The sequence below is a fragment of the Streptomyces aureoversilis genome, from assembly GCF_042657885.1.
Lineage (GTDB): Bacteria > Actinomycetota > Actinomycetes > Streptomycetales > Streptomycetaceae > Streptomyces > Streptomyces aureoversilis.
Map to the genome: position 1 here is coordinate 69,033 of NZ_JBHSKJ010000014.1, position 22,010 is coordinate 91,042.

Annotated in this window: 21 protein-coding genes; 10 read left to right on the forward strand and 11 right to left on the reverse strand. The window is 74.7% G+C overall.

Annotation, left to right across the window (positions count from 1 at the left end; genetic code table 11):
- Nucleotides 1-61: 61 nt before the first annotated feature.
- The 3 genes from ACFPP6_RS23760 to ACFPP6_RS23770 all read right to left on the reverse strand — a co-directional run bounded on the left by ACFPP6_RS23760 (nt 62) and on the right by ACFPP6_RS23770 (nt 4,753).
- Nucleotides 62-1,459 (reverse strand): GNAT family N-acetyltransferase, encoded by a 1,398-nt coding sequence (locus tag ACFPP6_RS23760; protein ID WP_382045799.1) that lies wholly within the window; start codon nt 1,457-1,459, stop codon nt 62-64.
- Nucleotides 1,460-1,717: 258 nt separating this feature from the next.
- The gene (locus tag ACFPP6_RS23765; RefSeq protein ID WP_382045801.1) at nt 1,718-3,118 is read right to left on the reverse strand and encodes a dihydrolipoyl dehydrogenase family protein; all 1,401 of its coding nucleotides are present in this window, start codon (nt 3,116-3,118) and stop codon (nt 1,718-1,720) included.
- Nucleotides 3,119-3,181: 63 nt separating this feature from the next.
- Complete coding sequence (locus ACFPP6_RS23770) at nt 3,182-4,753, reverse strand: alkaline phosphatase D family protein (RefSeq protein WP_382045804.1); 1,572 nt, start codon at nt 4,751-4,753, stop codon at nt 3,182-3,184.
- A 185-nt stretch (nt 4,754-4,938) separates the two neighbouring features.
- Here ACFPP6_RS23770 and ACFPP6_RS23775 point away from each other — a divergent pair, with 185 nt between their 5' ends.
- The 4 genes from ACFPP6_RS23775 to mug all read left to right on the forward strand — a co-directional run bounded on the left by ACFPP6_RS23775 (nt 4,939) and on the right by mug (nt 7,999).
- Nucleotides 4,939-5,604 (forward strand): HNH endonuclease family protein, encoded by a 666-nt coding sequence (locus tag ACFPP6_RS23775; protein WP_382046210.1) that lies wholly within the window; start codon nt 4,939-4,941, stop codon nt 5,602-5,604.
- A 76-nt stretch (nt 5,605-5,680) separates the two neighbouring features.
- A complete protein-coding gene (locus tag ACFPP6_RS23780; protein WP_382046213.1) occupies nt 5,681-5,899 on the forward strand; it encodes a hypothetical protein in 219 nt (72 codons plus the stop codon).
- 127 nt (nt 5,900-6,026) lie between these two features.
- Nucleotides 6,027-7,460 carry an adenylosuccinate lyase gene (purB, locus tag ACFPP6_RS23785; RefSeq protein WP_382045806.1) on the forward strand — a complete coding sequence of 478 codons (1,434 nt, stop codon included), beginning with the start codon at nt 6,027-6,029 and terminating at the stop codon, nt 7,458-7,460.
- On the forward strand, nt 7,457-7,999 hold the full coding sequence (gene mug / locus ACFPP6_RS23790) for a G/U mismatch-specific DNA glycosylase (RefSeq protein ID WP_382046216.1): 543 nt from the start codon (nt 7,457-7,459) through the stop codon (nt 7,997-7,999). The genes purB and mug overlap by 4 nt, the downstream gene beginning before the upstream one ends.
- 101 nt (nt 8,000-8,100) lie before the next feature.
- Here the strand turns inward: mug and ACFPP6_RS23795 are convergent, their stop codons facing one another.
- Both ACFPP6_RS23795 and ACFPP6_RS23800 read right to left on the reverse strand, forming a co-directional pair.
- Nucleotides 8,101-8,847 carry an ABC transporter permease gene (locus tag ACFPP6_RS23795; protein WP_382045809.1) on the reverse strand — a complete coding sequence of 249 codons (747 nt, stop codon included), beginning with the start codon at nt 8,845-8,847 and terminating at the stop codon, nt 8,101-8,103.
- The gene (locus tag ACFPP6_RS23800; RefSeq protein WP_058041451.1) at nt 8,844-9,581 is read right to left on the reverse strand and encodes an ABC transporter ATP-binding protein; all 738 of its coding nucleotides are present in this window, start codon (nt 9,579-9,581) and stop codon (nt 8,844-8,846) included. The genes ACFPP6_RS23795 and ACFPP6_RS23800 overlap by 4 nt, the downstream gene beginning before the upstream one ends.
- A gap of 107 nt (nt 9,582-9,688) precedes the next feature.
- On the opposite strand from ACFPP6_RS23800, the gene ACFPP6_RS23805 reads away from it, so the two are divergent.
- The 3 genes from ACFPP6_RS23805 to ACFPP6_RS23815 all read left to right on the forward strand — a co-directional run bounded on the left by ACFPP6_RS23805 (nt 9,689) and on the right by ACFPP6_RS23815 (nt 12,826).
- Nucleotides 9,689-10,900, forward strand: coding sequence for a sensor histidine kinase (locus ACFPP6_RS23805; RefSeq protein ID WP_382045813.1), 1,212 nt, complete (start codon nt 9,689-9,691; stop codon nt 10,898-10,900).
- Nucleotides 10,901-10,909: 9 nt separating this feature from the next.
- Entirely contained in the window at nt 10,910-11,560 is a 651-nt protein-coding gene (locus tag ACFPP6_RS23810; RefSeq protein WP_382045816.1) for a response regulator transcription factor, read from the forward strand.
- Between the two features lie 84 nt (nt 11,561-11,644).
- The gene (locus ACFPP6_RS23815) at nt 11,645-12,826 is read left to right on the forward strand and encodes an ROK family protein (RefSeq protein WP_382046219.1); all 1,182 of its coding nucleotides are present in this window, start codon (nt 11,645-11,647) and stop codon (nt 12,824-12,826) included.
- A 221-nt stretch (nt 12,827-13,047) separates the two neighbouring features.
- On the opposite strand, the gene ACFPP6_RS23820 is transcribed toward ACFPP6_RS23815, so the two are convergent.
- Entirely contained in the window at nt 13,048-13,791 is a 744-nt protein-coding gene (locus ACFPP6_RS23820) for a GntR family transcriptional regulator (RefSeq protein WP_382045819.1), read from the reverse strand.
- A 205-nt stretch (nt 13,792-13,996) separates the two neighbouring features.
- On the opposite strand from ACFPP6_RS23820, the gene ACFPP6_RS23825 reads away from it, so the two are divergent.
- On the forward strand, nt 13,997-14,743 hold the full coding sequence (locus ACFPP6_RS23825) for an SDR family oxidoreductase (RefSeq protein WP_382045822.1): 747 nt from the start codon (nt 13,997-13,999) through the stop codon (nt 14,741-14,743).
- Between the two features lie 17 nt (nt 14,744-14,760).
- Here ACFPP6_RS23825 and ACFPP6_RS23830 read toward each other — a convergent pair whose 3' ends face one another.
- On the reverse strand, nt 14,761-15,693 hold the full coding sequence (locus tag ACFPP6_RS23830) for an RNA polymerase sigma-70 factor (RefSeq protein ID WP_382045825.1): 933 nt from the start codon (nt 15,691-15,693) through the stop codon (nt 14,761-14,763).
- 119 nt (nt 15,694-15,812) lie between these two features.
- Here ACFPP6_RS23830 and ACFPP6_RS23835 point away from each other — a divergent pair, with 119 nt between their 5' ends.
- Both ACFPP6_RS23835 and ACFPP6_RS23840 read left to right on the forward strand, forming a co-directional pair.
- Nucleotides 15,813-16,643 (forward strand): alpha/beta fold hydrolase, encoded by an 831-nt coding sequence (locus ACFPP6_RS23835; protein WP_382045828.1) that lies wholly within the window; start codon nt 15,813-15,815, stop codon nt 16,641-16,643.
- Nucleotides 16,644-16,754: 111 nt separating this feature from the next.
- Nucleotides 16,755-17,591 carry an ATP-grasp domain-containing protein gene (locus ACFPP6_RS23840; protein WP_382045831.1) on the forward strand — a complete coding sequence of 279 codons (837 nt, stop codon included), beginning with the start codon at nt 16,755-16,757 and terminating at the stop codon, nt 17,589-17,591.
- A gap of 36 nt (nt 17,592-17,627) precedes the next feature.
- Here ACFPP6_RS23840 and ACFPP6_RS23845 read toward each other — a convergent pair whose 3' ends face one another.
- The 4 genes from ACFPP6_RS23845 to ACFPP6_RS23860 form a co-directional block, all read right to left on the reverse strand.
- A complete protein-coding gene (locus ACFPP6_RS23845; protein WP_382045833.1) occupies nt 17,628-18,467 on the reverse strand; it encodes an SGNH/GDSL hydrolase family protein in 840 nt (279 codons plus the stop codon).
- A 90-nt stretch (nt 18,468-18,557) separates the two neighbouring features.
- Entirely contained in the window at nt 18,558-19,574 is a 1,017-nt protein-coding gene (locus tag ACFPP6_RS23850; protein ID WP_382045836.1) for a hemolysin family protein, read from the reverse strand.
- Nucleotides 19,571-20,917 carry a hemolysin family protein gene (locus ACFPP6_RS23855; protein WP_382045839.1) on the reverse strand — a complete coding sequence of 449 codons (1,347 nt, stop codon included), beginning with the start codon at nt 20,915-20,917 and terminating at the stop codon, nt 19,571-19,573. The genes ACFPP6_RS23850 and ACFPP6_RS23855 overlap by 4 nt, the downstream gene beginning before the upstream one ends.
- Nucleotides 20,918-21,212: 295 nt before the next feature.
- The gene (locus tag ACFPP6_RS23860; RefSeq protein ID WP_382045841.1) at nt 21,213-21,923 is read right to left on the reverse strand and encodes a class I SAM-dependent methyltransferase; all 711 of its coding nucleotides are present in this window, start codon (nt 21,921-21,923) and stop codon (nt 21,213-21,215) included.
- Nucleotides 21,924-22,010: the final 87 nt, after the last annotated feature.

The following is a 22,010-nucleotide window of genomic DNA, read 5'->3' on the forward strand; positions in this document are numbered from 1 at the left end:
TACGGCGGGGCCTGCGGCGTCACCGGTATTTCGGCACTTCGGGCCGGGATCCGGGGGAATGTCACGGTGCGGGCGGGAGCGCCGGGACGCGGGCCGGGGCGAGCCGGGCGGTGATGACGAGCGTGCCCTCCTCCACCTGGTAGTCCAGCGGCAGGTCCAGTGCCCGCATCGCCGCGACCATGCCCGTGTTGGAGGACCGCGTGACGGCGTAGACGCTGCCGCAGCCGGCCTCCACGGCCAGGTCGACCAGGCGGCCGAGGAGTTCGCCGCCGACGCCGCGGCGCTGCCACTCGTCCTCGACGAGCAGGGCGACCTCCGTCTCGTCGCCGTCCCACAGCAGGTGGCCCAGGGCGACCAGGCGGCCCGTGGCGGTGTACGCGGCCAGGGTGCGGCCGAAGCGCGGGCTCAGCAGGTGGCGCAGGTAGCGGTCGGCGTCGCCCACGGGCCCGTGGTAGCGCTGGGCGAGCGTCGCGGGGGAGCAGCGCTCGTGCATGGCGCGCGCCGCGGCCAGGTCGCCCGCGTCGGCGCGGCGGACGGTGATCGCGTTGCCCTCGGGCAGGGTGAGCACGTCGGTGCGCGGCGGGACGCGCGGGCCGAGGCGGGCGTCGAGCTCGACCAGGGCGCGGGCCCGGGCGAACTCGGTGGGCGTGAACGGCAGGTACGGGCGCTCGATGGTGATGGAGCCGCCCGCGGGGTCGCGCAGGCGCATCACGGTCCCCTCCCACACCCCTTCCGCCGGAACGGGCTCGGCCGGGGCGCCGCCGCGCGGCGAGCGGGCGGGAACGGAGTGGATCGTGCAGCGGCCGAACAGCCGGCGCAGCGCGAGGGGGAGTTCCGCGGCGTCGAGCGCCGTGCGGGTGGCGAGGTTGAGGACCCGGGTGGGGGCGTCCACGAGGTCGTGGGCGTCGGCCCGCTCCAGCCAGGTGCCGCTGCCGCCGCCGGTGGCCGCGGCCTCGGCGAGGTCGCGGGCGGCCAGGGTGCCGGGGGCCCGCAGCAGGAGCTCGTCGACGACGCCGTCGGCCAGGGGGTGCGTCTGCAGGGAGAGGATGTCGACGCCGTGGCGGGCGAGGGAGGAGCAGAGCGCGGCCAGGCTGCCGGGCTCGTCGCGCACGGTCGTGCGCATCCGCCACAGGGTGGTGGCGCCGGCGGCGCCGGAATCCGGGGTGTCCTTCGCCGCGGCGCGGCCGGAGTGCGCGGCGGCGGGGGCGGGGGAGTGCGCGGTGGTCTGCGGGGCGGGGGGAGCGTGGCGGTGCCGGCGCGCCCACCAGGTGTGGAAGGCCGTCGTGGCCAGCAGGGCGGCGGCCGAGGAGACGAGCAGTACGGGTCCGTCGGGCCCGTGTGCGACGGTGTCGGCCAGGGTGTCGGCGGCGGCGACCGCGGTGAACAGGGCGGCCAGTTCGACCAGGTCCCGCCGCCAGTGATGGGCACGGTGGGGCTTCGCGTCGGTCTCGTCCGTCATGGGCACCACCCTGACGGAGGGGTGTTGCGTGATCACGAACAGTCTGTGACCGATGGGTTAAGCGCCTTCTTTCTGGTAACTGTCCGGATTGGGCAGCCGCGCCGAGGGAGACTCGGCACCGCCGGTCCGGCACGGCGTGGCTTCTCGCCGCTGCGGCGGGAAAGGACGCCCGCCGCAGCGGCGAATGCCGCAGCGGTGGGCGTCCGGCGGTGTGCGCGATTCCCGCAACCGGCATGTGCCGGCCGGACCGCCGGAGGCTTACGCGTCCGGCCGGGTCTCGCTCGTGCGGAGGTCGGCCAGCGCGTCCTCCACGCCCCGGTGGAACGTCGGGTAGGCGAAGATCATGTGCCGCAGCGTCTCCACGGGCACCTCGGCCTGTACGGCCACGGCCAGGCCGTACAGCACCTCGCCGCCCATGGGCCCGGCCGTCGTCGCCCCCACGAGCACGCCGCGGTCCGCGTCCTCGACGAGCTTGACCAGGCCCTCGTTGCCCGCCTTGTGGATCCAGCCGCGCGCGGAGGACGGCACGCGCGAGAGCCCCGTGCGCACCCGCAGCCCCTTCTCGCGGGCCTGGTGCTCGGTCAGGCCCACCGCGCCGACCTCCGGGTCGGTGAACGTCACCCGCGGCAGGGCCCGGTAGTCGGCCTTGGGGCCCGGCTCGCCGAGCACCGAGCGGATCGCGACCTCCGCCTCGTACATCGCCACGTGGGTGAACGCGCCGTGGCCCGTCACGTCTCCCACGCCCCACAGCCCCGGCGCGGCCAGCATCCGGCCGTCCGTCTTCAGGGCCCGCCCGCCCGGGTCGAGGCCCACGGTCTCCAGGCCCAGGGCGCTCAGGTCCGCCCGGCGGCCCGTGGCCACCAGCAGCTGATCGCCCGTCAGCTCCGTGCCGTCCTCCAGCGTCAGCGCGAACGCGTCGCCGCCGTGCCGCACCCCGGTCGCCCGGGCGCCCGTGCGCAGCGTCAGCCCTTCCCCGCCGAGGACCTCCGCCAGCAGCGCGGCCGCCTCCGGCTCCTCGCCCGGGACGAGCCGGTCCATCGCCTCCACCACCGTGACGCGCGTGCCGAAGCGGGCGTAGACCTGGGCGACCTCCAGACCGATCGCGCCCCCGCCGAGCACGAGGAGCGAGCGCGGCGGCTCCTTCGCCGAGACCGCGTCCCGGTTCGTCCAGTAGGGGACGTCCGCCAGGCCCGGCACCGGCGGGATCTGCGGCCGGGAACCGGTGGCGAGCACCACGCCCAGCCTCGCCTCGAACTCCTGCCCGCCGCCCTCGCCGCCCTCGACCACCACCCGGCGCGGGCCCGCCAGCCTCCCGCGCCCGCGCACCAGACGGCCGCCCTTGCCGGTGAAGCGGTCGGCCGCCACCCGGTCGTTCCAGTCGTCCGTCGCCTCGTCGCGGATCCGGTCGGCCACCGGCGCCCAGTCGGGCACGACCTGCTGCACCGAACCCGCCATGCCCGGCACGCGCCGCGCCTCGGCCAGCAGGTTCCCCGCCCGGATCATCATCTTGCTCGGCACGCACCCCCAGTACGGGCACTCGCCGCCGACCAGCTCCGCCTCGACGCCCACCACGTCCAGCCCCGCCTCGGCGAGCCGGCCCGCGACCTGCTCGCCGCCGGGGCCCATGCCGATGACGACGACGTCCACCTGCTCGGCCATGGCAAGCCACCTTCCGCTCGGGTCGGCCGGACAGCCCCACCTTCCCACCGCCCGCAGGCGGCGTCATTGTCCGACGCGCCCCGGCTGCAGCACCTTGGTGAACAGCACCGCCCCTTCCTCGTCCCGCAGCCGCACGGTCAGCTCGCCGCCCTCGCCGTCGATGCACACCTCGCCGAAGAACTGGCTGCCCCGGCCGGGCGGGACGTTGGCGGTGGCCGGCGCCTTGAGGAAGACCTGCTGCGGGCCGAACGTGCCGTCCAGCTCGTTCGCCGGGAAGCCGCCCGCGTTCAGCGGCCCCGAGACGAACTCCCAGAACGGCGCGAAGTCCTTGAAGGCGGCCCGCTCCGGGTCGTAGCGCTGCGCCGAGGTGTAGTGCACGTCCGCGGTCAGCCAGACCGTGCCGGTGATCCGCCGGTGCTTGACGTGCCGCAGCAGCTCGGCGATCTGCAGCTCGCGGCCGAGGGGCGCGCCCGGGTCGCCCTGCGCGACCGCCTCGAAGTCCGCCGGGCCGTCGGTGACCACGAGCCCCAGCGGCATGTCGGAGGCGATCACCTTCCACACCGCGCGCGAGCGCGACAGCTCCCGCTTGAGCCACTCCAGCTGCCGGGCGCCCAGGATCCCCTGCGCGTCGTCGGGCCGCCGGCCGGGCGAGTTGGCGTTGCGGTAGGTGCGCATGTCCAGGACGAAGACGTCCAGCAGGGGGCCGTGGCGCAGGACGCGGTAGACGCGGCCGTCACCGTCCTCCTGCTGCGTGGAGAGGGGGAAGTATTCGGAGAAGGCCCGCCGCGAGCGGGCGGCCAGGACGTCCAGGCTCTTCTCCGTGTAACGCGCGTCGTCCATGATCTGGCCGGGGTACCAGTTGTTGTGCACCTCGTGGTCGTCCCACTGGACGACGGTGGGCACCTCGGCGTTGAACCGGCGCAGGTTGGCGTCGAGCAGGTTGTAGCGGAACGCGCCGCGGAACTCGGCCAGCGTCTCGGCGACCTTCGCCTTCTCCTCGGTCGTGACGTTCCGCCAGACGCTTCCGTCGGGCAGCGTCACGGACGGGGCGATGGGGCTGTCCGCGTAGATGGTGTCGCCGCTGCACAGGAAGAAGTCCGGCTCCAGGCGGCGCATGTGCTCGTAGATGCGGTAGCCGCCGCGGTCGGGGTTGATGCCCCAGCCCTGCCCGGCCAGGTCGCCCGACCACAGGAAGCGCACGTCCGAGCGGCGGGCGGGCGCCGTGCGGAAGGTGCCGTGGACCGGGCGGCCGGTGCGGCGGGGGTCGTCCGGGTCGGCCAGCAGGACGCGGTAGTGGATCCGCTCGCCGGGCGGCAGGCCGCGCAGGGCCGTCCTGCCGGTGAAGTCCGTACCGGGGCCGACCAGCGGGCCGTGCCACCGGCGCACGGAGCGGAAGGACTCCGTGGCCGAGGTCTCCACGATCATCCGGGCGCGGCGGTCGGCCCGCACCCACACCAGGCCCGAGGAGGCCGTCACGTCACCGGCCTGCACACCCCACCGCGCCTCCGGCCTGCCCGCCAGGGCCGGCGCCGGAGCGGCGCCCACGGCCGGCGGCACCGCGACCGCCGCGGCGGCGCCCGCCGCCCCCCGCAGCACCGCGCGTCTGCCGACTGCGTGCCCGGACCCCTGCGCCATGGGAACTCCTCCTGTGCCGACGGCTGCGCCGTGCTCGGTGATCGCTTCCGACGTTCCTACCGGCGCGAGGTGCCCGGCGGTGGAACGCGCCGTGAACAACGGCGTCAACGAGCCACGGCGGCACGTCGCCATCCGGGGTATATGTCCCGTATAGAGGGGTTATTGCCGGTATTTATGGATCTGTGATCCTACGAAACCGGTGGCGTCGCGCCACCGCCGCCGCGGCCCTGTGCCTGTCCGCCGTCCTCGCCCCCGCCGTCCCGCCGGCGTCGGCCGCACCGCCGCCGGTGCCGCGCGACCTGCCGGAGCCGCCGGCGGTGTCCGCCGCCCGGGTGGAGCTGGCCGACCTGACCGTCGAGGCACCGCACTCGATGGCCGGGTACAGCCGCGCGAAGTTCCCCCACTGGATCAAGCAGATGGGCACCTGCGACACCCGCGAGGTGGTCCTCTCCCGCGACGGCCGGGACGTCAGGACCGACGACCAGTGCCGCGCGGCCTCCGGCCAGTGGCACAGCGCCTACGACGGCAAGGACTTCACGGCGGCCGGCCAGCTCGACATCGACCACATGGTGCCCCTCGCCAACGCCTGGCGGTCGGGGGCCGACACCTGGACCACGGACCGCCGCAAGCAGTTCGCCAACGACCTGGTCAACCCCCAGCTCATCGCCGTGTCCGCCGCCTCCAACCGGTCCAAGGGCGACCAGAGCCCGGACCAGTGGCGGCCGCCGCTGAACTCGTACTGGTGCGCGTACTCCCGCTCCTGGACCCACATCAAGCACCTCTACAAGCTCAGCGTGACGCAGAGCGAGCAGGACACCCTTACTGCCATGCTGGACACATGCGATCGATGAGCAGCAGCCGGTGACCGGCGGCGGAGCCCCGGGCGGGCACCTCGTGGACCAGGTGACCGCCGGGCCGGGCGGGGCGATGACCGACGACGTCGGCGTCATCACGGGCGACCTGACCGTCGCCACCACCGCCCTGCCCGGCGGGCGGGCCCGGGTCGAGGTCCAGTACACCGGCGCCGAGGAGTGGTACACGCTCACCGGCAGCCCGGTGCCCCTGCCCGCGGCCGGCCTGGCGGCCCTCCACGACCAGGTGCTCGCCCGCATCCGCGAGGGCGGCGCGGCCGAGGTCCCCCGCTGAGTCCCCCCGCGTAGGATCGGGGCGTGCCCTCCGGGGCCGCCGGGCACGCCCCCGGAGCCGCTCTCGTAGCAAGCTACGAACGAGCCCCGTGCCGGAGTCTGCAGCAACCGACAGTAGACTCGGCAGCGTGTCTGTGAAGCCCCGCATCCCCAATGTCCTGGCCGGCCGCTACGCCTCCGCCGAGCTGGCCGTCCTGTGGTCCCCCGAGTACAAGGTGACGCTGGAGCGGCGGCTGTGGCTCGCCGTGCTGCGCGCGCAGAAGGACCTGGGGATCGAGGTGCCGGACGCAGCCCTCGCCGACTACGAGCGGGTGCTCGACCAGGTCGACCTCGCCTCGATCGCCGAGCGCGAGAAGGTCACCCGGCACGACGTCAAGGCCCGCATCGAGGAGTTCAACGCCCTCGCCGGCCACGAGCACATCCACAAGGGCATGACGTCCCGCGACCTCACCGAGAACGTCGAGCAGCTGCAGATCCGGCTGTCCCTGGAGCTCGTCCGGGACCGGTCCGTGGCCGTCCTCGCCCGCCTCGGGAAGCTCGCCGCGGAGAACGCCGAGCTGGTCATGGCCGGCCGCTCGCACAACGTCGCCGCCCAGGCCACCACCCTCGGCAAGCGCTTCGCGACCGGCGCCGACGAGCTGCTCGTCGCCTTCGCGCGCCTGGAGGAGCTGCTCGGCCGCTACCCGCTGCGCGGCATCAAGGGCCCCGTCGGCACCGCCCAGGACATGCTCGACCTGCTCGGCGGGGACGCCGCGAAGCTGGACGAGCTGGAGCGGCGCATCGCCCACCACCTCGGCTTCGCGCAGGCCTTCACCTCCGTCGGCCAGGTCTACCCGCGCTCCCTGGACTACGAGGTCGTGACCTCCCTGGTGCAGCTGGCCGCCGCGCCGTCCTCGCTCGCCAAGACCATCCGGCTGATGGCCGGGCACGAGCTGGTCACCGAGGGCTTCAAGCCCGGCCAGGTCGGCTCGTCCGCCATGCCGCACAAGATGAACACCCGCTCCTGCGAGCGCGTCAACGGCCTCATGGTCATCCTGCGCGGCTACGCCTCCATGGCCGGCGAGCTCGCGGGCGACCAGTGGAACGAGGGCGACGTCTCCTGCTCCGTGGTGCGCCGCGTGGCCCTGCCGGACGCGTTCTTCGCGCTCGACGGCCTCATGGAGACCTTCCTGACGGTCCTCGACGAGTTCGGCGCCTTCCCCGCGGTCGTCGCCCGCGAGCTGGACCGCTACCTGCCGTTCCTCGCCACCACCAAGGTCCTCATGGCGGCCGTGCGCGCCGGCGTCGGCCGCGAGGTCGCGCACGAGGTGATCAAGGAGCACGCGGTGGCCTCCGCGCTGGCCATGCGCGAGCAGGGCGCCGAGCGCAACGAGCTCCTCGACAAGCTCGCCGCCGACGAGCGCATCCCGCTCGACCGGGCCGGCCTGGACGCCCTGATGGCCGACAAGCTGTCCTTCACCGGCGCCGCGGCCGACCAGGCCGCCCTGGTGGTCTCCCGCATCGAGGAGATCGCCAAGCGCCACCCGGAGGCCGCGGCGTACGCGCCGGGGGCGATCCTCTGACACCGGAGCAGCTGGAGGCCGCCCGCGACCGCCTCGTCCCCGACGTGGTCGCGGACGGCCTCCGCGTTCTCTTCTGCGGCATCAACCCCGGCCTGATGTCGGCCGCCACCGGCCACCACTTCGCGCGCCCGGGCAACCGCTTCTGGCCGGTCCTGCACGCCTCGGGCTTCACGCCGCGGCAGCTGCGCCCCGCCGAGCAGGAGAAACTGCTCGGCTACGGGCTCGGCATCACCAACGTCGTCGCCCGGGCATCGGCGCGCGCGGACGAGCTGAGCACCGCGGAGTACGTCGAGGGCGGCCGCATCCTGACGGAGAAGGTGGAGCTGCTGAAGCCCCGCTGGCTCGCGGTCGTCGGGGTGACCGCCTACCGCGTCGCGTTCGCCGACAAGCACGCGAAGATCGGCCCGCAGGAGCGGACGATAGGCACCACCCGCATCTGGGCCCTGCCCAACCCCAGCGGCCTCAACGCCCACTGGCCGCTGCCGAAGATGGCCGAGGAGTACGCGCGGCTGCGGGCGGCGGCCCAGAGCGAGAGCTGAGCCCGGGCGCTGCCGCACCCGCCGGCTCCCGCCCGGCCGCCCGCCCCGTACGGCGCCGCGGCACCGGCTCCGGCGCGCACCGGCCGGCCTCCCCGGAGGGGTCACGCGTCGCGGCGGTGCAGGGACCACCAGCCCGCCGCGGCCGCGAGCGCCGTCCACAGCGCCATCACGCCCAGCCCCGACCACGCCCCGAGCGGGCCCTCGGGGACCGGGTGCAGGATCTGCTGCCCGGCCCGGTCCGGCAGGAAGGCCACCACCTTCCCGATGCCGGAGACCCCCGCGAAGACCGGCGAGATCAGGAACACCACGGGCGTGAGCACCGACAGCGCCCCGACCTGGCTGCGGACCACCGCGGCCACCCCGGCCGAGAACACGGTGAGCAGCGCGAGGTAGACGCCGCAGCCGACCGCCGACCGCAGCGCGCCGGGGGTCCCCAGCCCCACGCCGTACTCGCCCAGCAGCACCTGGGCGCCGAGGAAGCAGCCGAAGCCGGTCGCCAGCCCCACCGGCAGGGCGGCGGCGCCCAGGACGAGCAGCTTGCCCGCCCAGAACACGCCGCGCCGCGGGACGGCGGCGAGCGACAGGCGGATCCCGCCGCCCGCGTACTCCCCGGCCACCGCCATCACACCGAAGCAGACGGCGGCGATGTGCCCGAAGTTGAGGCCGAAGTACGAGCTGTACACCGCTTCGAAGTCCGCCTCGTCGGCCTCGGCCCTGCCGACCATCGCATGCACCAGCACGGTGACTCCGACGGAGGCGACGAAGGCGGCCGACAGGGCGACGAGCAGGGACCTCACCGAGCGGATCTTGGCCCACTCGGAGCGGAGGACGGGCGCGAGGACGTTCATGAGGGCGTGCCTTCCTGGTGCGTGAATTCGGCGGAGCCGTCGGTCAGGGCGAAGTAGGCCTCCTCCAGGGAGGCGCTCCCGCCGACGAAGTCGCTCAGGGAGGCGTCCGCGAGCAGCCGGCCCCGCCCGAGCACGACGAGGTGATCGGCGGTCTGCGCCATCTCGCTCATGAGGTGGCTGGAGATCAGGACGGTCCGCCCCTCCTGAGCCAGGCGGCGCGTCAGCCGGCGCAGCTGGAGGATGCCCTCGGGGTCGAGGCCGTTGGCGGGCTCGTCGAGCAGGAGCACGGGCGGGTCGCCGAGGAGCGCCGCGGCCAGCCCGAGGCGCTGCCGCATCCCCAGGGAGAAGGTCCGCACGCGGCGCCGCGCCGCGGACGCCAGGCCCGTCTCCTCCAGCACCTCGCCGACGCGGCGGGCGGGGATGCGGTTGGCGAGGGCGAGGGTGAGCAGGTGGTCGTGTGCGGTCCGGCCGGGGTGGGCGGCCGAGGCGTCCAGCAGCGCGCCGACGTGCCGCAGCGGCTCGGCGAACGAGGCGTACGGGCGGCCTCCGACCAGGGCCGCACCGGACGTGGGCCGGTCGAGGCCGAGGACCATGCGCATCGTGGTGGACTTCCCGGCGCCGTTGGGGCCCAGGAAGCCGGTCACCCGGCCCGGCCGGACGGTCACGGTGAGCCCGTCCAGGGCGCACACCGGGCCGTACCGCTTGGTGAGTTCACGGATCTCTATCGAGGTCATGGCTCAAGACTCGCGTCCGGCCGCAGACGGCACTTCCCCCTCGCGTGGGGACCGTCTCCCCCACGCGGGGGAGGCCGTCACCAGGGCGGACTTGGGAGGATGCCGTCATGATCGCTCCCCTGCGCCCGGTGACCCGCGCGGTCACGTACACCCGCTGGCTGCACCTGGTGATGGCGATGGTCGTCGCCACGGTCTTCGCCTTCGTGGTCCCCGGGCTCGCCAACATGGACACCCTCGCGGGCGCCTGGCTGCTCGTGGCGCCGCTGCCGCTGCTGGTGGCGGCCGGCACCGTCCCGGGGGTGCGGCTCTCGGAGGGCATGCAGGCGCAGCTGCTGCTCCATCCGGCCCGCCAGGACGGCCGGGAGCCGGACTTCACACCCGCGCCCTCGGCCTCGTGGAGCGATCGCCGTCGCACGGTGCTGTGGCTGGTCCTGCGCTACGAACTGGGCACGCTGACGGCCTTCTTCTCGGTGCACACGCCGACGCTCGCGGTGAACCTCATCAGCGCCGCGTGCGGCGGGCGGCCCGAGAGCGTGCTGTCCCTGTGGAAGCCCCGGGGCGGCCACTGGTGGTACGCGCTCGTGGCCCTGGCGGCCCTGGCGCTGCTCCTGGCCTTCGTCGTCGTCGCGGGCGAGGTGACGGCGCGCGCCGCGCAGGCGCTCCTCGGCCCCTCGGCGGCCCAGCGCCTGGCCGCGCTGGAGGAGCGCACGGAACGCCTGCTGGAACACAACCGGCTCGCCCGGGAGCTGCACGACTCCGTGGGACACGCGCTCACGGTCGCCGTGCTCCAGGCGGGCGCGGCGCGCGCCGCAGGCTCGCCCGAGTTCACCGACAAGGCGCTGGCGGCCATCGAGGAGACGGGCCGGCACGCGCTGGAGGACCTGGAGCGCGTCCTCAAGGTCCTGCGCGAGGACGCGTCCGGACCGGTGGCGGGACGTCCCGCCCTGACCGACATCGAGCGGCTGCTGACCGCCGCCCGGGGCTCCGGCACCGAGGTCACCGCCGAGGTCAGCGGCGCCCTGGAGGCCCTGCCGGGCCCGGTCTCGCGCGAGGGCTACCGCATCGCCCAGGAAGCGCTCACCAACGTGGTGCGGCACGCGGGCCCCATGCCGGTGTCGCTGCGCATAACGGTCCGCGCGGACGCCCTGGAGCTGGACATCCGCAACCCCCTCCCCGGAGCCGCGGGCAGCGCCGTCAGCGGCACCGGCAGCGGCTTGCGGGGCATCCGCGAGCGCGCCGCCCTGCTCGGCGGCCACGCGGAGACCGGGGTGCACGAGGGCGCCTGGCGGGTGCGGGCCGTGCTCCCGCTGAGCGCCTAGGGTGAACCGGTGCCGATAACTGTTCTGCTGGTCGACGACGAGCCGCTCGTCCGCGCGGGCCTGCGCGCCATCCTCGAAGCGCAGCCCGACATCGAGGTGACGGGCGAGGCCGCCGACGGGGCGGCCGTGGTGCCGATGGTGCGTCAGCTGCGGCCGGACGTCGTCGCGATGGACGTACGAATGCCGCTGCTGGACGGCATCGAGGCGACGCGGGCCGTCCTGCGCACGGTGCAGCCGCCGCCGAAGATCATGGTCGTGACCACCTTCGAGAACGACGAGTACGTCTACGACGCGCTGCGCGCCGGCGCCGACGGCTTCCTCCTCAAGCGCGCCGCGCCCGCCGAGATCGTCCATGCGGTCCGCACGGTCGCCGCCGGCGACTCGCTGCTGTTCCCGGCCGTGCTGCGCGAGATCGCGGCGCACCGAGGCAACGAGCGGGCCAGGGCGGCGATGGAGAAGGCCGCCCTGACGGCCCGTGAGGCGGAAGTGCTGCGCCAGATGGCCCGCGGCCTGTCCAACGCGGAGATCGCGGCCGCCCTGCTGCTCGGCTCCGAGACGGTGAAGACGCACGTCAGCGCGGTGCTGGCGAAGCTGGGGGCGCGGGACCGCACCCAGGCGGTGATCGCCGCGTACGAGTCGGGGTTCGTCACACCCGGGTGAGTCCCGAGGCTCGCCGCCGGTCACCGCACCCGATACGATCCGGCCAGTAAGCAAAGGATGCGCAAAAGCGAGGAGGCGGCAACGTTGGGGCGGCTCACCGGCGGGGACCCGTCCCTGCTGCGGCGGATCAACTCGGCCGTGGTCCTGCACGCGCTCCGCACGGCCGTCTCTCCCGCGTCCCCGCTGTCCACCGCGCCCACCCTCACCGACCTGGTCAAGGTCACCGGCCTGTCCCGGCCGACCGTGGAGGGCGTGATCGAGGGCCTGATGGAGTCCGGCCTGGTGGTGGAGGCACCCGCAGGGGAGGGCGAGGCGCGCCGCCAGGGCCGCCCCGCGCGCCGCTTCCGCTTCCGGGTGGAGGCCGGCCACCTGCTGGGCATCGAGATCGGGCCGCACCGGATCGCCGCCCTGATGGCCGACCTGAGCGGCCGGGTCATGGGCTCGGCGTCCCTGGACGTGCCGGAGACCGCCCCGGCGGACGAGCGGCTGGACCGGGTGCGGGACGCGGTCGCCGATCTGCTCGCGCGCTCCGGAGTGCCGCGCAGCGGGCTGCGGGCCGTCGGCGTGGCCAGCCCGGGCATCGTGGAGGCCGACGGCACCGTCCGGCTGGGCACGGCGCTGCCGGGCTGGACCGGCCTGCCGCTCGGGGAGCGGCTGCGCCGCTCGTTCCGCTGCCCGGTCCTCGTGGAGAACGACGCGAACGCGGCCGCGGTGGCCGAGCACTGGAAGGGCGCCGCCACCGGGTCGGACGACGTCGTCTTCGTCCTGGCCGGGCTCAGCCCGGGGGCCGGCTCGCTGATCGGCGGGCGGCTGCACCGGGGCTTCGGGGGCGCGGCCGGCGAGATCGGCGCCCTGCACCTGCTCGGCCGGGAGGCGACCCCGGAAGAGGTGCTGTCCACGACGGGGGAGCCGCTGCACCCGCTGGACGAGGCGCAGGTGGCACGGGTCTTCGCGCTGGCGCGCGAGGGCGACGAGCAGGCCGCGGCGGCCGTGGAGCGCTTCATGCGCAGGCTCGTGCACGACGTGGCCGCGCTGGTGCTGGCCCTGGATCCGGAGATGGTCGTCGTCGGCGGCTGGGCGGCGGGGATCAGCGGAGTGCTGGAGCCGCTGCGGAGGGAGCTGGCCCGCTACTGCCTCCGGCCGCCGCAGGTGGTGCAGTCGATGCTGGGCGAGGCCGCGGTCGCCACGGGCGCGCTGCGTCTGGCCCTCGACCACGTGGAGAAGCAGCTGTTCGCCGTGGAGAGCACGGTCACCGCGCGGAGGTGAGCGGCGAGCGGGGCGGTGGGGAGCACCCCGCCCGTGCTTGTGCGGCGGTTCCTCGCCGGGCGGTGCCGCGGTCCGGCACCGCCGGGGCGCGCCACGTCGCGGATGAGCGCCGCTGCGGCGGCTTCACCTCGGGGGCCCGTGACGGCCGTCGCCACGCCGCGGCGAGGGACCGGCGGAACGCGAGCCCGTCGTGACCGGCGCGGACCGCCGGAGGCGCTCGCTCAGCCCGCGGCCAGGAGCTGCACCCCGGCCTCGCCGAACGTGAGCCGGCAGGTGTCCGCACGGTAGGTGGCGACGGCCACGGCCGCCGTGGCGCCCTCGGCGAAGTAGCGCGTGGTGACGAGGAGGACGGGCGCGCCGGGCAGCCGGTCGAGCTGCTTGGCGTCCTCGGCGCGGGCCGACCCCAGCTCCACCGCGCAGTCCTGGCCCTCCAGGCCGAGGCGCTGCAGCTCGCGCAGGACCGTGCGGGCGCGGGCGGCGCCCGGCGCGGCGTCGATCGCGGCGAGGCCGGGAACGGACGACCCCGGCACGTACAGCAGCTCGGCGGCCACGGGCTGGCCGTGCGTCCGGCGGATCCGGCGCACGGTGTGCACCGTCTGGCCGGCGGCCGTGCCGAGCAGCCGGGCGACGGCCGCGGGCGGCGCCGTCTCCTGGCAGTCGACGGCCTGCCAGGAATCCGTGGCGGCGCCCGGCCAGGCGTCCTCGGCCTCTCCGACGGCCACGCCCACGCGGGGCGGGGCGACGGTGGTGCCGACGCCGCGGCGGCGCTGCAGCCGCCCTTCGAGCTCCAGTTGTTCGAGCGCCTGCCGGAGCGTGGCCCGTGCGACGCCGAACCGGGCGGCGAGCTCCCGCTCGTTCGGCAGGATCTCACCCACCGCGAACTCGGAGTCGAGCGCCTCGCTGAGCACGGTCTTCAGGTGCCAGTACTTCGGCTCCGGCACCGTTTCGAGCTGCGTGGTCCCCACCCTGATCCTCCGCAAAGCATTTTGCGCGCTTCTTTATTAAAGGTTGTTGCAGTATGGCGACCATAGGACGGTGCCCGGACTTGGTCAAGACCAATGCCCCGATTAACGGCCCGGTACGCGATCCCTTCGAGCCCTTCGGCTACGGTCGTCGCCCATGGGCCCCGGCGCACGTGCGTAGGGGCCCGGACGAGCGAGCGGAGGGGCGATGGGCCAGGTCACGGTGGTCACGGGAGGCAGCCGGGGGATCGGTGCGGCCGTCGCGGTGCGGCTGGCGCGCGCCGGCCACAGCGTGGGCATCGGCTACGAACGGGCGGCCGGGGCCGCCGAGGAGACGGCCCGGGCCGTGCGCGCCGAAGGCGTCGGATGCGTGGCCGTCCAGGCCGACACCAGCGTGGAGAGCGCGGTGGACGCCCTCTTCGACACGGTGCGGGCGGAACTGGGCCCGGTCACCGGGCTGGTGAACAACGCGGGCGTCACCGGCCTGCTCGGCCGGTTCACCGAGACGCCCGTGGAACGGATGCGGCGGGTCGTCGACGTCAACGTGACGGGCGCTCTGATCTGCGCCCGGCGGGCCGCCCTGGAGATGTCCACCCGCCACGGCGGCCGGGGCGGCGCGATCGTGAACATCTCCTCGGGCGCGGCCACCCTAGGCAGCCCGGGGGAGTACGTCCACTACGCGGCGAGCAAGGCCGCCGTCGACGCGATGACCATGGGCCTGTCCAAGGAGCTCGCCGAGGAGGGCGTCCGCGTCAACTCCGTACAGCCCGGGATGATCGTCACGGACATCCACGCGGCGATGGGCGACCCGGAGCGGCCGTGGCGCAACTCCGGCCGGGTGCCGATGGGCCGCCCCGGCGAGCCCGACGAGGTCGCGGCGGCGGTGGCGTGGCTGCTCTCGCCCGACGCCTCGTACACCACCGGAGCGGTGCTGCGGGTGGCCGGCGGCCTGTAGCCGACCGGCCGTACCGGCTAGCCCGCCAGGCCTCCGAGCTTGTCGGGGTTGCGCACCAGGTAGACCGTCGTGATCCTGCCGTCCGCCACCTCCAGGCTGAAGGCGGTGTCCGGGCGTCCCCCGGACAGGACGAGGAGGCCCGGGCGGCCATTGATCTCCATGAAGCGGGTCTCCAGCCCCGGCAGGGGCTGCTGCGCCACCGCGTACAGGAAGCGCCCGACCTTGTCCGCCGTCTCGATGACGCGCAGCGGGGCCTTGGACTTGCCGCCGCTGTCGCCGACGAGCCGCACGTCGGGCGCGAGCAGCTCCAGCAGGTTCCCGATGCTGCCGCCCGTGGCCGCCGCGAGGAACTTCTCGGTGAGGTCGCGCTGCTCGGCCGGGTCCACGGTGAAGCGCGGCCTGCGCTCGTCGACATGGCGGCGCGCACGGGCCGCGAGCTGGCGCACGGCCGCCTCCGAGCGGTCGAGCGTCACGGCGATCTCGCCGAAGGGGAAGCCGAACGCCTCCCGCAGCACGAAGACCGCGCGCTCCAGCGGGGAGAGCGACTCCAGGACCACCAGCACGGCCAGGGACACGGAGTCCGCCAGGACCGCCTGCTCGGCGGTGTCGGGGACGGCCGGGCCGTAGTCGGTGGCGATCGGCTCGGGCAGCCAGGGGCCGACGTACGCCTCGCGCCGCGCCTGCACCTGGCGCAGCCGGTCGATCGCCAGCCGGGTGGTGACCCGCACGAGGTACCCGCGGGGGTCGCGCACGTCCTCGCGGGCGGCGCCGGACCAGCGCAGCCAGGCCTCCTGGACGACGTCCTCGGCGTCGGCGACGCGGCCGAGCATCCGGTAGGCGACGCCGGTCAGCACGGAGCGGTGCTCCTCGAAGGCGTCGAGTGCGGCGTCGGATGCGGAGTCGGGTGCGGTCACCGGTCCATCCCAGCGGACCCGGTGGGGCTTGTCCATGTGAACTCGCTCTCGGAGCACCGCCGTACAGGACTCGCACAAGGTCTACCCCGCGGTAACTCTTACTGACATCCTGTCTCAATACCTCACCGGCACCCCAGGATGACGAGGAGCCACCCATGGCCGACACGGTCGTCTTCCCCATCGACACCCCCACCGGACGGCGGAGCGCGGAGGTGTCCTACGAACGGCTCGGCGGCGGGGAGCCACTGGTGCTCCTGCACGGCATCGGCCACCACCTGCAGGCGTGGGACCCGGTCGCCGGCATCCTCGCCGCGGAGCGCGACGTCATAGCCGTCGACCTGCCCGGCTTCGGCGACTCCCCGGCCCTGCCGGACGGCATGGCCTACGACCTGCGCGGCGTGGTCCCCGTCCTCGGAGCGCTCTTCGAGGCGCTGGACCTCGACCGGCCGCACGTGGCCGGCAACTCGCTCGGCGGACTGCTGGCCCTGCAGCTCGCGCACGAGAAGCTCGTGCGCTCCGCGACGGCGATCTCCCCCGCCGGCTTCTGGACCGCGGGCGAGCGCCGCTACGCCTTCGGCGTGCTGCGCGGCATGAAGCGCGGCGCCGACTCGCTGCCCCCGCGGACCGTCGCCCGGCTGGCCCGCACGGCCGCCGGCCGCGCGGCGCTGGCCGGCACCATCTACGCCCGCCCCGGCCGCCGTTCGCCGGACGCGGTGATGGCCGAGACGCGTGCGCTGCGCGAATGCACCGGCTTCGCCCCCACGCTGGAGGCCGGCCGCGGCATCCTGTTCACGCACGACGTCACGGACGTCCCCGTCACCATCGCCTGGGGCACGCGCGACCGGCTGCTGCTGCGGCGCCAGGGCGTCCGGGCCAAGAAGGTCATCCCCGGGGCCCGCCTGGTCCGGCTGCCCGGCTGCGGGCACGTGCCCATGAACGACGACCCGGCCCTGGTGGCCAGAGTCATCCTGGACGCCACGCGCTGACCGGACCCCGCCCGGCCCCCGGGCCGGGCGGGACCCGAGGAACCGGCTCTGACCTGCACGGATATCATCGGGTGGACCGCCCGTGGGCAGTCAACGCACCAGGAGAGCCCCATGCCGTCCGTCCGGCCCCGCGTCCTCTACGTCACCGACCTCGCCTACCCGGCGAAGGGACGCAGATACTGCGACGAGGACATCTTCCTGTCCTCCCGGCTGCGCGAGGACTTCGACGTGGCACTGTGCCACCCGCTCGACGCCGCCGCCCTGATGACCGGCTTCGACGCGGTCGTGGTCCGCAACAGCGGGCCGGTGCTGCACTACCAGGAGGCCTACGACGACTTCGCCCGGCGGGCGAAGAAGGACGGCGTCCTCGTCTACAACCAGCTCACGGGCAAGGCCGACATGGCCGGCAAGCAGTACCTGCCGGACCTCAGCGCGGCGGGCCACCCCGTCATCCCGACCGCCGACCGCGCCGAGGACGCCGGCCGCCTGCCCGACGTGGCCGAGTACGTGGTCAAGCCCAAGCTCGGCGCCGACTCCATAGGCCTGCGCTTCGTCCCGCGCGAGGAGCTCGCGGACGTCGACTACGACGGCGTCCTCGTCCAGCCCCGCATCCACTTCCGCTACGAGGTCTCGTTCTGCTTCGTCGACGACGCCTTCCAGTACGCCCTCCACGCACCCGACCCCGCCCGGCGCTGGGTCCTCGAACCGTACGAGCCCACCGCGGAGGACCTGGCCTTCGCGCAGCGCTTCATCGACTGGAACGGCATCGAGCACGGCATCCAGCGCGTGGACGCCTGCCGCACCCCGGAGGGCGAGCTCCTGCTGGTCGAGCTGGAGGACCTCAACCCCTACCTGTCCCTCGACCTCGTGGCCCCGCGGACGCGCGACGCCTTCGTCGACGCGCTCAAGGCCTCGCTGCACCGGCTGATCGGAAACAGCGCCTCGTAGCCCCCGCGGTCACCGGCGCCGGCCTGGCTGAGGGTCTTAGCCCTCGGCCCGCAGCCAGGCCGTCACCTCGCCGGGCCCCGCCCCGCCCGCCGGCGGCGTCACCCAGAACGCCTTGCCCGCATCGGCGCTGAAGTGCGCGCCCGTCCGCCCGTCCCCGGACGAGCGGCCCGTCAGGCGCCGGCCGATCCACGGCACGAGGTGCTCGCGGGTGAAGCGGGCGTCGGCGGCGCGCCGGGACGCCCAGCCCGGGCGCACGGCCGGCGGCAGCGCAGCGCGCCAGTCGGACCCGGCCTCGTGGCCGAGCGCCTGCCACACGGCCTCGGCCACCCGCCGGTGGCCCTCGGCGTTCAGGTGCAGGCGGTCGTCGGCCCACAGCCGCGAGTCGCCCAGCACCTCGGCGCCGAAGAGGTCCACGACCAGCGCGCCGTGCCGCTCGGCCAGCTCGTCGACGAAGGAGAACAGCTGCTCCATGCGGGGGCGGAACCGCTCCAGGACCGGGCCGCGCCGACCCGGGCTGCGCATCAGCACCAGCTGCTTGCAGCTGGGCGCCAGCCGGTCCGCGGCCTCCGCCAGCCGTGCGCACACCACGTCCACGTCGCACTTGGGCCGCAGCACGTCGTTGAGGCCGCCGACCAGGGTGACCAGATCCGCGCCCAGCGCGGCGGCCGGAGCGGACTGCTCGTCGGCGATCTGGCCGATGAGCTTGCCGCGCACGGCGAGGTTGGCGTAGCGGAAGCCGGGGGTGCGGGCGGCCAGCCGCGCGGCGAGCAGATCGGCCCAGCCGCGGTAGGAGCCGTCCGGCAGTCCGTCGGACATGCCCTCGGTGAAGGAGTCCCCGACCGCGACAAAGCTGGTGTACGTGACATTCATCTGCATGGCGCGGGTGATCCTACTCCTCCGCCGCGAACCGCCCCGCCCCCGCCCGGGCACTGCCGGACGGGGGCGGGGGAGCGGAGCCGGGGCGCGTCACTGCGCCGGGCGGCCCACCAGCTCGCGCAGGAGGTCCTCCAGCGTGACCAGTCCGGCCGGCCGGCCGTCCTCGCCGATCACCGCCGCGAGGTGGGTGCCGGTGCCGCGCATCGCCGTGATGACGTCGTCCAGCGGCGTCGTCGCGCGCACCGTCGCGATCCGGCGCATCCGCTGCAGCGGGAACGGGAAGTCCCGCGGCCGGGCGTCCAGCGCGTCCTTCACGTGCAGGTAGCCCAGGATCCGGCCGGCGGCGTCCACCACCGGGAACCGGGAGAAGCCGGACTCGGCCGACAGCTGCTCCAGCCCCTCGGGGGTGATGCCGAGCGGCGCGGAGACCACCCGCTCGACGGGCGTGACCACGTCCTTCACCGGGCGCTTGCCCAGCACCAGGGCGTCCCGCAGCCGTTCGGTGGCCCGGGAGTCGAGCAGGCCTGCCGCGCTGGAGTCGGCGACGATCCGCGCGAGCTGGTCGTCCGAGTACGTCGCCGCCACCTCGTCCTTCGGCTCCACCCGCAGCAGCTTCAGCAGGCCGTTGGCGAAGGCGTTGATGGCGAAGACGAACGGGCGCAGCGCCCGCGCCAGGGTGACCAGCGGCGGGCCGAGCAGCAGGGCGCTGCGCACCGGCTCGGCGAGCGCGATGTTCTTGGGCACCATCTCGCCGAACAGCATGTGCAGGTACGTCGCCACGGCCAGCGCGATGACGAACGACACCGGGTGGACCAGGCCGTGCGGCACGCCGAGCGCGTCGAAGACCGGCTCCAGCAGGTGCGCGATCGCGGGCTCGGCGACGACGCCCAGGACCAGGGTGCACAGCGTGATGCCGAGCTGGGCCGCGGCCATCAGCGCCGAGATGTGCCGCAGGCCCCACAGGACGCTGCGGGCGCGCCGGTCGCCCCGGTCGGCGTACGGCTCGATCTGGCTGCGGCGCACCGAGATGAGGGCGAACTCCGCGCCCACGAAGAAGGCGTTGACGACGAGCGTCGCCAGGCCGATGAGCAGTTGCACGAAGGTCATCGGCCGGCCTCCTCGCGCACCTCGGCGCCGCTGCCGGCGTCCGCGGGCGGACCGGTCAGGCGCACGCGGGCCGCGCGGTGGCCGGCCGCGTCGACGACGTCGATGCGCCAGCCCGCGACCTCCACGGTGTCGCCCCGCAGGGGGATGCGGCCGAGCTCGGTGGCCACGAGACCGGCCAGCGTCTCGTAGGGGCCGTCCGGCGCCCGCAGCCCGATGATCTCCAGCTGGTCGGTGCGCGCCGCGCCGTCCGCGTCGTACAGCGGCCGGCCGCCGGCGTCCGTGCCGGCGGGGGCGATGTCGGGCACCTCGTGGGGGTCGTGCTCGTCGCGGACCTCGCCGACGACCTCCTCCACGATGTCCTCCAGGGTGACGACGCCGGCGGTGCCGCCGTACTCGTCGATGACGACGGCCATGGTGCGCTTGCCCGACAGCCGGTCCAGGAGCCGGTCCACGGTCAGCGACTCCGGCACGAGCAGCGGCTCGCGCAGGATCGAGGTGACCGGGTGGCGGTGGCGGCGGTCGGCGGGTATGGCCAGCACGTCCTTGATGTGCGCGACGCCGATGACGGTGTCCAGGCTTCCGCGGTAGACGGGGAAGCGCGACAGGCCGGTCGCGCGGGTCGCGTTCGCGACGTCCTCGGCGTTGGCCTGGGCGTCGAGGGCGGTGACCTGGACGCGGGGCGTCATCACGTTCTCCGCCGTCAGCCCGGCGAGGTTCAGGGTCCGCACGAACAGCTCGGCGGTGTCCGCCTCCAGGGCGCCCTCCTTGGCGGAGTGCCGGGCGAGCGCGGCGAGCTCCTGCGGGCCGCGCGCGGAGGCCAGCTCCTCGGCGGGCTCCAGGCCCATCCGGTGCAGGGTGCGGTTGGCGGTGTTGTTCAGGTGCCGGATCAGCGGGCGGAAGGCGGCGGAGAAGGCGCGCTGCGGACCCGCGACCCGCTTCGCCACCGGCAGCGGGCGCGAGATCGCCCAGTTCTTCGGGACCAGCTCGCCGACCACCATCAGCACGACGGTGGACAGCACCGTGGCCAGCACCAGGGCGGTCGAGGAGGCCGCGGCGCCGAGGCCCACGGCCTTCATCGGGCCCGTGAGCAGCGCCGCGATGGACGGCTTGGAGACCATGCCGATGATCAGGCCGGTCACGGTGATGCCGAGCTGGGCGCCGGAGAGCTGGAAGGTGAGGCTGCGCACGGCCTCGACGGCGCCGGCCGCGCCGCGCTCGCCCCGCTCCGCGGCGCGCTCGAGGTCGGCGCGCTCGACCGTGGTCAGCGAGAACTCCGCCGCGACGAAGACGGCACAGGCCAGCGTCAGCAGCAGGGCGACCACCAGCAGGACTACCTCGGTCATCGGTTCACCTCCGTCCCATGGTCGGACGAAGGGGCGGGGACCGCGCGATGTCGACTGCGGGGACTACTGGGAGGCTCGCCCATGGGCGGACGCTCACACCTTTCACGTTGAACGGGGCCTTTGCCCATCCATGGTAAAGGATGGGCAAAGCAATGATCCGGACGGAGCTCCGGAGTGGTCGGGGGAGTGTACGCCCCACCGGAGTTCCCCGATCACCGGTGCGAACGCCTCCAGGGCCGGCGCCTCGCTCAGGTCCGGGGCGTGGGCGGCTCCTTCGCGGGCGGCGGCCAGGCGCTCACGCGTGCCCGTCGACCGCGTCCGCCGCCTCCGGCGGGGCCGCCGGCCGTCTGGCCACCCCCAGCACGCACGGGGAGGCCGGGGTCGGCACCCGGCTCTGCGGCACCCGCAGCCGGCTGAACGCCCCCAGCTCGAACCCCGCCGCCTCGATCGCCGCCAGCGGATCCCGCGCCGTGTGGCACCCGCCGAACAGCACCGGCCAGACCGTGCGGTCAAGCGCCCGCTGGGTGACCGCGAGCGCCACGCCCTCCGCCCGCCCGTGCTCGAAGAACCGCAGCTCGCCGCCCGGCCGGAGGACCCGCCGCAGCTCCGCCAGCGCGCGCCGCACGTCCCGTACAGAGCACAGCACCAGCGAGGTCACCGCCGCGTCGAACGCCTCGCTCTTCACCGGCAGCGCCTCGGCCGCGCCCGGCACGACGTCCACCGGGACGCCCGCCCGGAACGCCGCCTCCACCGCGATCCTGCGCAGCCCGCGCTCGGGCTCGATCGCCACGACCTCCGAGACCGTCGGCGGGTAGTACGGGAAGTTCAGGCCGTTGCCCGCGCCGATCTCGATCACCCGCCCCGACAGGCCGGCCAGCAGCTCGCGCCGGTGCTCCCCGATCCCCGCCCGCTCGTCGATGATCGGGCTCACCTTGGCGTAGAAGCGCGCGAAGACAGGATGGTGCACGGCGTCGTGCGGCAACCTGGTGCTCCGAAGCGGCGGCATGGCACACCCCTTTCCGGGGACGACGGCTACCGCGATTGTTCCCCGGCCGGACCGGCCCGCACCGTCGGCGCGCCGCAATGTCCGCTG